This window comes from Bariatricus sp. TF06-38A (genome assembly GCF_027690675.1).
GTDB lineage: Bacteria > Bacillota > Clostridia > Lachnospirales > Lachnospiraceae > Allocoprococcus > Allocoprococcus comes.
This window is the reverse complement of sequence record NZ_JAQFCE010000017.1, coordinates 66,228-78,313: the sequence shown is the minus strand read 5'-3', so window position 1 is coordinate 78,313 and position 12,086 is coordinate 66,228. Positions and strand designations below refer to the sequence as shown.

The following is a 12,086-nucleotide window of genomic DNA, read 5'->3' as shown; positions in this document are numbered from 1 at the left end:
CTACTTATATGATTTTATAATTTATCTTTAACTGTTAATGACCTTCTCTCTTTGTACATTATTATAACAGAATATTGTACATTTATCAATTTGCAAACCTGATGGAGTAGATCACTAACTTCTTTCTTCATTTTCCAAAACCTTCTGCTGGTATCTCATGTCTGCCACCGTGTACACTGTGATGAAAGCCTTCGGATCAAGATTATTGATGTAATTCATGAGTTTCTGATACTCATTTTTATCTACGATCGTAATAATCTCGTGTCTTTTATCTAAATTGTACGCTCCGATGGCATCATAAATGGTTGCTCCACTATGCAGCTCATGCAGAATGAAATTCCGAAGTTCTTCTTCATACTTTGTAATAATACATACTCTTCGTTTCAGATTCTGCCCGAAGATAAAATGGTCTACCACCATCCCATTAAAATAAGTACCAAGGACGCTTAAAACCACCGTCTTCTTATCATATACAAGTGCTGCCGAAAGCGCCACACACATACCGGCTAAAGACATGGCTTTCCCCAATTCGATGTGCAGATATTTATTCATGATCTTAGCCACAATATCAAGTCCGCCGGAAGAAGCATTCATATTAAAGAGAATACTGAGTCCTACACTGACTACCAGAACATAACAGAGGACATCCAGTTCCTGGGTTTTTGTCAGGGAACCAATATTCGGGAAAATCCGTTCAAAAATACCGATAAATACCGGCAGTAAGATACTGGTATACACGGTTTTCGTACCAAATTCCCGTCCACATGTTATGAATCCGATGATCAAAAGAACAACATTCAGGACCATCGTGATCACTGAAAGCGGTAAAGGTATAAAATTCGTAAGAATAATTCCAAGACCGGAAATACTGCTGACCGATGCATGGCTCGGCACCAGAAAGAAATAAACCGCTGCAGCGATAATTGCCACTGCAGCGGTAAGTGTAAATAGTTCCCATACAACTTCTTTGCAATTGATTTGTTTTTTCATCCCCAAACCTACCCTATCATGACATTTTTATAGAACTGCTATTTTACTTCTCTGCTCGGAAGGACTTGCAGTGCTATATATACAAGTATAGCGTATGCACAAAAAAATTGATAGTATTTTTTAATTTATGTAAATTTTATTGAATCCTGTCTTTTGAATCTTATTCAGCAATTGCATTCCCGGTGTACAACTGATAATATTTTCCCTGTTCTGAAATCAGTTGGTCATGGGTACCTCTTTCGATAATGCGTCCCTGTTCCAGAACCATGATACAGTCGGAATTCCGAACCGTAGACAGACGGTGTGCGATCACAAACGTAGTACGTCCATGCATCAGTCTGTCCATGCTTTCCTGAATAATACGTTCAGTACGCGTATCAATAGAGCTTGTAGCCTCATCCAGGATCAGTACCGGCGGATCTGCAACTGCTGCTCTGGCAATTGCAAGAAGCTGTCTCTGTCCCTGGCTTAAGTTTGCCCCATCCCCGGTGATGACCGTATCATATCCTTCCGGAAGTCTGCGGATAAATCCATCTGCATTTGCCAATTCTGCTGCTGCAAAGATTTCTTCATCTGTTGCATCCAGTTTTCCAAAACGGATATTGTCTTTTACCGTTCCTGTGAACAGATGTGTATCCTGCAGTACAATTCCAAGGGAACGTCGCAGATCCGCTTTCCGAATCTTGTTTATATTAATTCCATCGTAGCGGATTTTTCCATCCTGAATATCATAAAACCGGTTAATCAGATTTGTAATGGTTGTTTTTCCTGCTCCTGTCGAACCTACAAAGGCAATTTTCTGTCCTGGCTCTGCATACAATTTCACATCATGAAGCACGATCTTATCATTATTGTACCCGAAATCCACACCATCAAATACTACATTTCCCTTAAGCTCAATATAATCTACCGAACCATCTGCCTGATGTGTATGCTTCCATGCCCAGCATCGTGTATGTTCCTTACATTCTATAAGTTTTCCATTTTCTTTTTTCACATTGACCAGAGTCACATACCCGTCATCTACTTCCACTTTCTCATCCAGAAGGGTAAAGATACGCTCTGCTCCTGCAAGTGCCATTACAATAGCATTCATCTGCTGGCTGACCTGGTTGATCGGCATACTAAAGCTTTTATTGAATGTCAGAAAGCTTGCCAGTGCACCCAGTGTAAATCCTCCCACACCATTCAGCGCAAGGGCACCTCCGACAATCGCACAGACTACATAACTGATATTTCCGATCTGCGCATTCAAAGGTCCGAGGTAGTTTGCATAGGTATTCGCACGGTCTGCGCTTACAAAAAGTGCCTCATTCAGTTCTTTAAATTCTGCCTTACTTTCTTCCTCATGGCAGAAGACCTTGACAACCTTCTGCCCATTCATCATTTCTTCAATATAACCATTGACTTTTCCAAGATTTTTCTGCTGTTCCAGGAAATATTTCCCGCTCTGTCCGGCGGCTTTCTTGGTACCAAATATCATAATTGCAACCATGATCATCGTCACAACCGTAAGTGGAATATTTAAGATCAACATACTGACAAATACACTGATGATCGTAAATCCGCTGTTGATGATCTGCGGAATACTCTGGCTGACCATCTGCCGCAGGGTATCGATATCGTTCGTGTAAATTGACATGATATCACCATGTGCATGGGTATCAAAATATTTGATCGGCAGCTTTTCCATATGTTCAAACAGCTCATTACGCATATTCATCATCATTCCCTGTGTCACATTGATCATGATACGGTTATATGCGTAAGTCGCAACGATTCCGATTCCGTAAAATACCGCAACCCTTTCAATTGCATGTGCAAGCGGTGAAAAGTTCGGTGTACCGCCAGACAGCAGGAACGGTGTAATATATTTGTCGATCAGATCTCTTGTAAACATCGTTCCCTGCACATTTGCGATAACTCCTACAAATATAAGGATAAATACTGCAATACAATGAATTTTATAATCACGGAAAATGTAGTTTATCAGACGCATCAAAAGTTTCCCCGGATATTTCACTTTATTCTGTGGTCTTCCCATCGGTCTTGGCATTATGCTTCACCTCCGTTTTCATCAAAATCTCCTCTGCCCTGAGTCTGCAATTCGTATACTTCGCGGTAAATTTCATCGGTCTTCAGCAATTCTTCGTGTGTACCAAATCCATGAACCTGCCCTTCATCCATAACGATGATACGGTCTGCATCCTGCACACTGGATACACGCTGTGCAATGATCAGCTTTGTTGTATCCGGGATTTCTTCACGGAATGCACGGCGGATCTTCGCATCTGTAGCAGTATCTACCGCACTGGTACTGTCATCCAGGATCAGGATCTTCGGTTTCTTAAGCAGTGCTCTTGCAATACACAGTCTCTGCTTCTGACCACCGGATACGTTGTTTCCTCCCTGTTCAATGTGGGTATTATATTTATCCGGGAAACGCTCAATGAATTCATCTGCACATGCAAGCCGACATGCTTCCATACATTCTTCGTCGGTCGCCTCTTTGTTTCCCCAGCGCAGGTTATCCAGAATACTTCCGGTAAACAGTACATTTTTCTGCAATACAACAGATACCTGGTTTCTCAGTACTTCCAGATCATAATCCTTGACATTCTTTCCGCCAACCAGGATTTCTCCGCCTGTCACGTCATACAGACGACTGATCAGATTCACCAGACTCGTCTTCGCACTTCCGGTTCCTCCAATGATGCCAATCGTCTCACCGGAATGGATGTCCAGATTGATATTCTTCAGGACTTTCTCTGCACTGCCTTTTTTGTAAGCAAAATCTACATTCTTAAATGAAATACTTCCATCTGCCACTTCATAAAGCGGATGTTCCGGATTATGGATATCGCTGGTTTCATCCAGTACTTCTGCTATACGCCGCATACTTGCCATACTCATGGAAATCATGACAAATACCATAGACAGCATCATCAGACTCATCAGAATGTTCATACAGTATGCAAGAAGACTCATCAACTCTCCTGTTGTCAACGATTTCACTACGATCATCTTTGCACCAAACCAGCTGATCAGGATGATGCAGGTATAAACAGTGAACATCATGATCGGTGAGTTCCATATAACATTTTTCTCTGCTCTTACAAAAATATCGTAAATATTCTTACTTGCATACTGAAATTTACTTGTTTCCTGTTCTTCTCTTACATATGCTTTTACTACACGGATCGCAGATACATTTTCCTGAACGGATGCATTTAAAGCATCATATTTTGGAAATGCCTGCTGGAAATAAGCCGTTGCATGACGAATGATAAAGAAGAGGATCACTCCCAGGATCACAACTGCCACAAGGTAAATACTTGCCAGTCTGGCATTGATCATAAATGCCATCACCATTGCACAGATCATACTTGCCGGTGCTCTCATCATCATACGCAGCATCATCTGGTACGCATTCTGCACATTGGTCACATCTGTTGTCAGACGTGTAACCAGACCTGCTGTACTGAAATGATCAATATTTGCAAACGAATAGGTCTGGATCTGATCGAACATCTTATTTCTCAAATTCTTCGCGAACCCGGTCGAAGCCTTTGCTCCGTATCGTCCTCCTGCCATTCCGGCAAGCAGGCCACAAAATGCAGCCACGATCATAATTCCACCAACTTTGTAAATATGGTGAATATCTCCGGTATTGACACCCTTATCGATAATAGATGCCATCAGAAATGGAATCAATGTCTCAAACAATACTTCCAGAATCATAAAAAACGGTGTTGCGATCGATGCCGCTTTATATTCTTTTACTTCTTTTAATAAAGTCCGAATCATGAATTCTCTCCTTTCATTTTTTCCATATTGTAATAAACTTTATCGATCACATGCATAAATGCATGTAATTCTTCTTCTGTAATGCCTTCTTCCAACTGCGCATCCATTTTCTGAAAAATTTCTCCCAGTTTTTCATGGTTTTCCCGTCCTTTTTCTGTCAGCATTACTTTTTTCAGACGCGCATCATTTGCAACCGATGCACGGCAGATGTACCCTTTTTTCTCCAGAGTCTGGATAATATTTGTTACCGCTGAACGGCAGATACCAAAATACTTTTCTATATCTTTCTGATAAATTTCCTTATCCTGATGTTCATATAGATAACGTAAGATCCAGCCATGCATCAGGGCAATCTCATCCAGTCCTTCTTCTTTTACACGCATTTCCAGCAGTTTTGAAATCGAACGGTCTATCCGGTGCACCTGATGTCCTACGTGGATTCGCTCTTCACATCCTTCACACAAATGACTTTCCTCCTTCCACTTTTTGCTTCTTCAAAAAAAAGAAAACTGTTCACGAATAAATTGTTCATTCGTAAACAGTTTAATCCTAAACAAGTTTATCACAGATATTTCCCTGCTGTCAACCTGCTATTTACTATTTTCCATCCAATCAAAAAGCTCACAGTTTTTTGCGATCAAAACCGCTGAAACCGGCATTATCATTGTGCAGGAAATTGCTCCAAAAATCATGGAAATACAGTTCTGAAAAAGAATTTTGGAGTTAAGCAACAACTCAATGGAATAATTCTGCATTCTCAAATACGCAAATAACAACAGCGATTCTCCCAGATATGCAAACAATAACGTATTAACCGTTGTTCCGATCACATCTTTTCCAATCTTCATTCCACTTTGAACCAGTTTGTTCATTTTGATATCCGGCTTATGACATTTCACCTCATATACGGAAGTTGTTACTGTCAGTGCCATATCGATCACAGCTCCTAACGTGCTGAGTACAATTACGGCTGTTGCAACCTTGGGCATACTGATATCCAGGTTCATATTATAATAGAAAACATCTTCTCCGGCTGCCTGGATCTCATTCAAGCCTCCCGCCCCGCTTTTCCATACGACCAGATAAATAAATGCAAATAACACACACATTGTAATTGCAACCGCAAGAAATGCACTCCAGGTTTTAATATTCGTCCCATTTTGATAAAACAAAGTGATACAGGAAATTAAAATTCCTGCACCGGCAGTAACCAGAAACACGGGTGCTCCGACGGCATAAAGCCAGATTGCAAGACTCAGGCACAAAATATTTCCCGCCAGAGCGATCAGAGACATGGCGCCTCTGTCCCCTCCAACAAGCACTATTACTATCATTAGAATCAGTCCCAATATGATCAACATCTTTTTTCCCTCTTTTTCACAGATAGTTTCATCATAACTGCTGTTATGAAAATAGACACTGGGATCGCCAGTACAATTCCGATACTTTCTACAAAGAAACGGCATAATTCACATGGAATATGCAATTTTACAATGGTAACAAAACGCACCTCATTGTTCATCCGGATCAAACATGTAGGGATCAGACCGCAGCCAAACACAAACAACAGCACATTGATCATTGTTCCCATAATGTCATATCCGATCTCTCTGCCCGAACGGAAAAGTTCCACAAATTTTACTTCCGGTTTCTGCTCAACAATCTCGCTTAAAGCCACCGATATGGCAACCGCCACATCCATGATGGCACCGAGTCCTGACAACAGGATCTCTGCATGGAAAATTTCATCCGGATTATCAATACTGCCCAGATATTCCATCGTCGAATAATCCAGTTCTTCCATATGCTGCATAACAAGATCAAATATCCCCATGATCATAAGCAGGACACATAGTGTTGTCAATAATGCGGCAAAAGTTTTCCTGTGGATTCCATTTAATCCAACAAGCGTTACCACTGCAAAAAAAAGGATCAGTCTGCTACATACACTTAGAATTTCCGATGTGTCATCCGCCGTCCAGAAACCGATCACAAAAATCAGGATATTCATCATTGCTGTTATGATCGTCAAACCGCCCTGCCGTCCGGCAATCCCAAGGAGCAGAAGTGCAAGGAAGCCAAGCATAACAACCAGCATCGTATCCCGCTTTACTCCAATGATCGATGATCCCTTATAAAACACCCGGTCACCTTTATGGTATTTTTGGTCAGCCATTTCTGTTGTTGTGTATTCATTGGCAATCCGGACTTCTTTTCCTTTGTCTTCTCCGTTTATGATTTTGCCATAAAGACTCTGCTTATATTTCGTTTCTTCTGTTCCACGTGTACTTTTGCTTTTCCCTTCTACAATTGTCACCACTTTTGTCACTTTCACGATCGGTGTCTGATACAGCCAGGCATCATTCATGACAAACAGAATTGCCAGCAGATACAACACACCTGCCACACAATAAAATCTTCCTTTTTTGTTTTTCATCAAATATCTGCTAATCTTTTTCCCGTATTCCTTCATGATCCATCTTTTCTCTTCTTATTTTTTATCTGCATATCCGCATCTGTGATCCTGCAATACAAAGTCTCATCATTTGGTTCTTTATATGTCTCGAACGTTCCCTGAACGATAATTTCTGTTTCCTGTTCCAGATAATCTTCATCCGACAAATGCAGCATAATAGCTTAATCCATAATCATCTACCAGATAACGGAATGGAAAACGATCACCAAACAGCAGTGTTTTCTGTGACGCGCCATCAACAACTTCCTGATACTTAGCATCCAGGTCTTTCAGCTTTTCACTGTATGCAGATGCATTCTCCTGATAAATATCCTTATGATCCGGGTCTGCTTTTTCCAGCGCGTCTGCAATTTCCTTACTCAGCACTTCTGCATTTTTTACAGACAGCCATACATGCTCATCATATCCAAAGGAAAGGTATGACTTTTCATACCCTTTCTGCTTTATAAAAAGTTTTATTCAATCATTTAATCTTACCTTTTGATGAACTAACGAAATCGACAAAATGATCCAGAACCCCGGCAAAATAACAGTTTCTGCGATAAAGATCACCGGACTGACAAAAAATCCTACTGCAGGTGTTGTTCCCAGATTCCGAAGGACCTGCTTTGCCTGATGAACGCAGGCACAGATCGGGCAGTCCTTTCCCGTACAGTTATGATCTTCCTCTCTGGCAACATAAAAAAGAGAAGCAAAGGTTACAAATATAAGAAAAATACATATAACCGCTGCCATACTTTTTTTCTTTCCTGTATCCATCTCCTTCTCCTTTCCCAGATTTCATCTGTTAATAAATTTTATTTATTCTTTCTTACTGCATTCACCGCAGATTCCGTAAAACACAGTACGATGCGGATCCATCTGAAAATCATGATGCTGCTGCATATGCTGTTTTAAGCTTTCTATCTCATTGCACTGTAAATGGATCAGCTTTCCACATTTCTCACATTTACAATGATAGCAGTTTTCATATTCTTCCCCATGATCTCCGATATATTCAAAACAGGCACTGCTCGAACCGTCTATTACATACTTCGCGACCAGACCTTCTTTCACCATCTTCTCCAGATGACGGTAAATGGTCGTGGTTCCGACGGAAATCCCTTTTTCCCTGAAAAAATCGCAGATTTCATTCACTGTAACATGTCTTCCCTGTACCGATTTCAGGAAGGTAAGTATTTCGGTCATTTGTTTTGTTTTATATGGTGCTTTTGCCATACTGACCTCCTCCCTTCAATTTGAAAATCGTTTTCATTTTATCACATTATTTTTATATGTCAATGAAATTTGAAAATGTTTTTCATTGTTCAAAAAAAACAGAAGCACCACACACAGATTACTCTCTGCATTGCGGTGCTCCTGCCTCTTCCTTTATTTAACCTTTTTCAATTTCTCTGGTTATTTTCTATTCGAATGACTGCTCTGTACGGTTGATGATCTCATCCTGAAGCGGTTTGCTTAAGTTACGGAAGAAATCACTGTATCCTGCAACACGCACGATCAGATCTCTGTAATCTTCTGGATGCTTCTGCGCTTCCTGCAGAGTCTTTCTGTCGATAACGTTGAACTGTACATGATGTCCATCCATTGCAAAGTAGCTGCGGATCAGACTTGCCATATTGTCAAGACCCTTCTCTCCTGCTACAACGTCCGGTGTAAACTTCTGATTCAGAAGTGTTCCTGCTGTAGCAAGATGATCCATCTTAGCGCAGGATTTGATAACTGCTGTCGGTCCGTTCACATCTGCGGATTTCTCCGGTGAAATACCTTCTGAAACCGGGATATGTGCTTTACGTCCGTTAGCTGTTGCTCCGATCACATCTCCGAAGTAAACATGGCAGGTTGTAGGAAGCATATCGACTCCGTATTTTCCGCCTCTCATAGTCGGACGTCCTGTGATCAGGTCATGATACAGATAGAATACGTCCTGCATCAGATCATCTGCGTAGTCATCATCATTACCATATTTTGGTGTCTTATCGTGTACCATACGATAGATTGCATCGTATCCTTCAAAGTTATGATCCATTGCTTCGATCAGTTCTTCCATTGTGAAGTTCTTCTTATCATATACATTGTATTTAACAGCTGCGATACAGTCTGTAACAGTTCCAATACCAACACCCTGAATGTAGTTGGTGTTGTATCTTGCTCCACCTGCATTGTAGTCTTTTGCATTACTGATGCAGTCGTTTGTTACAACGGAAAGACACGGTGCCGGCATGTTTTCTGCATATAATCTCTCGATTACATTGTTTCCACGGATCTTGATATCGATGAAATGCTTCATCTGTTTCTTGAATGCATTCCACAGTTCATCAAATGTCTTAAAGTCTTTTGCATAACCAAGCTTCAGTCCGAGCTGTTTGCCTGACATTGCATCATAACCGTTGTAAAGAGTCAGCTGGAAAATCTTCGGAATATTCATATAACCGGTCAGGATATATGCTTCACTTCCCCATGCTCCTGTCTCTACACAACCTGAAGATCCACCACGACGGGCATCTTCCAGAGATTTACCTGCATTGACAAGTTCCATGATCTGGGCTTCTGTATTATAAAATGCTGGCTGTCCCCATCCTTTTCTTGAGATTTCGCATGCTCTCTTAAGGAAACGTGCCGGTGTTTTCTTGCTGATGGTTACATTAGAGTTCGGCTGTACAAGCTTCATCTCATCCATACAGTCAAGGATCAGGTAGCTGACTGCATTTACACCGTCTTTACCATCTGGTGTAACTCCACCTGTATTGATATTCGCAAAGTCTACATAAGTAGCACTTTCTTTTAAGGTAATACCAACCTTAACCGGTGCCGGCTGGTTGTAGAATTTGATCCATAAGCATTCAAGCAGTTCTTTTGCTTTCTCGTCATCAAGGATTCCTGCTTCTGTATCTGCTTCATAATAAGAAATCAGATGCTGATCCAGACGTCCTGGACTGAATGCATCCCATGGGTTCAGTTCTGTTGTAACTGCAAGATGTGTAAACCAGTATAACTGGATTGCCTGCCAGAAGGTCTGCGGTTTGTGAGCCGGTACAACTTCCAGGTTGGCTGCGATCTGCTCTAATTCTTTCTTACGAGTAGGATCTGCTTCTTTTTCTGCCATTTCAAGAGCCAGTTTGTGATATCTCTCACCAAGGATGATTACTGCATCACATGCAATATCCATCGCTTTGAGTTCTTCCATTTTATCGGTAGCTTCCGGATCATTCATGAAATCCAGCGCATCCATAGTCTTTTTGATCTTTTCTTTGTATTCCAGATATCCAACTTTAAAGTTCTGTTCACCACCGCATGTATGTCCAGGTCCTCTCTGCTCCATAAACTCTGTGAACATACCTGCTGAATAGCAGTCATTCCATTCCGGAGTCATAGCTGCAAGGATCTTCTCTCTCATGCTTCGTCCTGACCAGTAAGGAATGATTTCCTTCTCCTGGATCTCACGATCTTCTTCTGTTGTATGGAAAGATACGAGGTCACGTTCACTCATAACTACCATATCTTCTTTGCTGTGGCAGCAAAGTTCCGGGAATGTAGGAGAAGCCTGTGGATCTTTTCCTTTTTCACCAACGATCAGCTCACCGCCTCCCAGATAAAGTGTCTTCTTTGAAAAATATTCTTTTAATACCATGGCTCTCATAACCGGAATCGAATATTTTCCATCATTTTTTCTGTAAAAATCTGTCTCGATTCTTGCTCTTTCGAGATCAATGTGAACCGGTGTTGTAACACTCAGTTCTCTCAGCTTCTGAATTCTTTCATTCATGCCTCTTGCCATTTTCTTATCCTCCTATTTTTGTGTTGGTATATCCTGCATCCTGAAAAAGCTTTACAAAACTTTCCATCTCTTCTTTTTCCGGTGCATATAAATCAGTTCCCTTGTATTCCATACCCAGCTTCGGATATTTACTGCTTCCTGTATTATGGTAAGGCAGCAGATTAACCTGTGCCGGGTGAATGCCGTGTTTCTTCAGAAAATGAATGGTATCTTCCATGTTCTGCACATTGCCGTTCACTTCTTTGATCGTCGGGATTCGGATGTAAATCCTTGCCCCTGCATCTGAAAGCTTCACCAGGTTATCCAGGATCAGCTTATTGTCAACTCCGATATACTTTTTATGTAATTCCGGATCCATCACTTTGACGTCATATAAAAACGTATCTACATACGGTAAAATTGCTTCAAATTTATCATACGAAACATATCCGCAGGTGTCAATGGTAAGCGAAATTTCTTCTTTTTTAAGTGCTTTCGCGATCTGTAAAATATAATCCGTTGACATCGCCATCACTTCCCCACCGGAAAGTGTGACTCCACCGCCGGACTGTTCATAAAACATCCGGTCTTTCATCAGCTCTTTAACCAGTTCCTTTACCGGATACTCCTGCCCTACGATCTCCCGAATGCCCTGTGGGCAGAAATTATCGCATTTTCCGCAAAGCTGACATTTCTCTTTGTCAAGCTCCGGCTTTCCATCTACCATCGTGATGGCACCGTTCGGACAGACCTTCGCACAGGTTCCACATCCGACGCACTTTTCTTTATCACACTGAAGTTCTCTCTCAAAACGCTGTGTCTCAGGGTTGTGACACCACTCGCACTTTAATGGACATCCTTTAAAAAATACAGTAGTACGGATTCCATCTCCGTCATGGATCGAATACTTCTGAATATTCGTTACTAAATTCATGGTAGCTCTCCTTCTTGTCATTTTTCTTTTTAGACTAACGTTTGTACCATAGTCTAAAGATACCAAAAAAACAAAAAATTGTCAATCCTTTGGCAAACTTCTTCTGAAATATTTTTACAATC

The 12,086-nt window shown here is 41.2% G+C and carries 12 protein-coding genes; all 12 read right to left on the bottom strand.

Annotation, left to right across the window (positions count from 1 at the left end; genetic code table 11):
- Nucleotides 1–114: 114 nt before the first annotated feature.
- The 12 genes from PG418_RS12885 to PG418_RS12830 all read right to left on the bottom strand — a co-directional run bounded on the left by PG418_RS12885 (nt 115) and on the right by PG418_RS12830 (nt 11,964).
- Complete coding sequence (locus PG418_RS12885) at nt 115–990, bottom strand: YitT family protein (protein WP_055157237.1); 876 nt, start codon at nt 988–990, stop codon at nt 115–117.
- 160 nt (nt 991–1,150) lie between these two features.
- Nucleotides 1,151–3,046, bottom strand: a complete 1,896-nt coding sequence (locus tag PG418_RS12880) for an ABC transporter ATP-binding protein (protein WP_498837487.1) — start codon at nt 3,044–3,046, stop codon at nt 1,151–1,153.
- Complete coding sequence (locus PG418_RS12875) at nt 3,046–4,797, bottom strand: ABC transporter ATP-binding protein (protein ID WP_498837486.1); 1,752 nt, start codon at nt 4,795–4,797, stop codon at nt 3,046–3,048. Before PG418_RS12875 ends, PG418_RS12880 begins: the two co-directional genes overlap by 1 nt.
- A complete protein-coding gene (locus PG418_RS12870) occupies nt 4,794–5,261 on the bottom strand; it encodes a MarR family winged helix-turn-helix transcriptional regulator (RefSeq protein ID WP_022220303.1) in 468 nt (155 codons plus the stop codon). Before PG418_RS12870 ends, PG418_RS12875 begins: the two co-directional genes overlap by 4 nt.
- Nucleotides 5,262–5,387: 126 nt before the next feature.
- The gene (locus PG418_RS12865) at nt 5,388–6,158 is read right to left on the bottom strand and encodes a YibE/F family protein (protein WP_055246697.1); all 771 of its coding nucleotides are present in this window, start codon (nt 6,156–6,158) and stop codon (nt 5,388–5,390) included.
- The gene (locus PG418_RS12860; RefSeq protein WP_055157331.1) at nt 6,152–7,234 is read right to left on the bottom strand and encodes a YibE/F family protein; all 1,083 of its coding nucleotides are present in this window, start codon (nt 7,232–7,234) and stop codon (nt 6,152–6,154) included. The genes PG418_RS12865 and PG418_RS12860 overlap by 7 nt, the downstream gene beginning before the upstream one ends.
- A gap of 32 nt (nt 7,235–7,266) precedes the next feature.
- Nucleotides 7,267–7,428, bottom strand: a complete 162-nt coding sequence (locus PG418_RS12855; protein ID WP_173687081.1) for a hypothetical protein — start codon at nt 7,426–7,428, stop codon at nt 7,267–7,269.
- Nucleotides 7,409–7,639, bottom strand: coding sequence for a metal ABC transporter substrate-binding protein (locus PG418_RS12850; protein WP_008374541.1), 231 nt, complete (start codon nt 7,637–7,639; stop codon nt 7,409–7,411). Before PG418_RS12850 ends, PG418_RS12855 begins: the two co-directional genes overlap by 20 nt.
- Nucleotides 7,640–7,732: 93 nt before the next feature.
- Nucleotides 7,733–8,032 carry a hypothetical protein gene (locus tag PG418_RS12845; RefSeq protein ID WP_008374540.1) on the bottom strand — a complete coding sequence of 100 codons (300 nt, stop codon included), beginning with the start codon at nt 8,030–8,032 and terminating at the stop codon, nt 7,733–7,735.
- 42 nt (nt 8,033–8,074) lie between these two features.
- Nucleotides 8,075–8,491 (bottom strand): Fur family transcriptional regulator, encoded by a 417-nt coding sequence (locus PG418_RS12840; protein WP_195509462.1) that lies wholly within the window; start codon nt 8,489–8,491, stop codon nt 8,075–8,077.
- A 187-nt stretch (nt 8,492–8,678) separates the two neighbouring features.
- Nucleotides 8,679–11,051, bottom strand: coding sequence for a trans-4-hydroxy-L-proline dehydratase (gene hypD / locus PG418_RS12835; RefSeq protein ID WP_498837485.1), 2,373 nt, complete (start codon nt 11,049–11,051; stop codon nt 8,679–8,681).
- Nucleotides 11,052–11,055: 4 nt separating this feature from the next.
- Entirely contained in the window at nt 11,056–11,964 is a 909-nt protein-coding gene (locus PG418_RS12830) for a trans-4-hydroxy-L-proline dehydratase activase (protein ID WP_498837484.1), read from the bottom strand.
- Nucleotides 11,965–12,086 lie beyond the last annotated feature (122 nt).

Coding starts and splice junctions, on each gene's coding strand:
- PG418_RS12865 (WP_055246697.1), bottom strand. CDS start 6,158: ATGTTGATCATATTGGGACTGATTCTAATGATAGTAATAGTGCTTGTT.
- PG418_RS12855 (WP_173687081.1), bottom strand. CDS start 7,428: ATGCTGCATTTGTCGGATGAAGATTATCTGGAACAGGAAACAGAAATT.
- PG418_RS12875 (WP_498837486.1), bottom strand. CDS start 4,797: ATGATTCGGACTTTATTAAAAGAAGTAAAAGAATATAAAGCGGCATCG.
- PG418_RS12830 (WP_498837484.1), bottom strand. CDS start 11,964: ATGAATTTAGTAACGAATATTCAGAAGTATTCGATCCATGACGGAGAT.
- PG418_RS12860 (WP_055157331.1), bottom strand. CDS start 7,234: ATGAAAAACAAAAAAGGAAGATTTTATTGTGTGGCAGGTGTGTTGTAT.
- PG418_RS12845 (WP_008374540.1), bottom strand. CDS start 8,032: ATGGATACAGGAAAGAAAAAAAGTATGGCAGCGGTTATATGTATTTTT.
- PG418_RS12885 (WP_055157237.1), bottom strand. CDS start 990: ATGAAAAAACAAATCAATTGCAAAGAAGTTGTATGGGAACTATTTACA.
- hypD (WP_498837485.1), bottom strand. CDS start 11,051: ATGGCAAGAGGCATGAATGAAAGAATTCAGAAGCTGAGAGAACTGAGT.
- PG418_RS12840 (WP_195509462.1), bottom strand. CDS start 8,491: ATGGCAAAAGCACCATATAAAACAAAACAAATGACCGAAATACTTACC.
- PG418_RS12880 (WP_498837487.1), bottom strand. CDS start 3,046: ATGCCAAGACCGATGGGAAGACCACAGAATAAAGTGAAATATCCGGGG.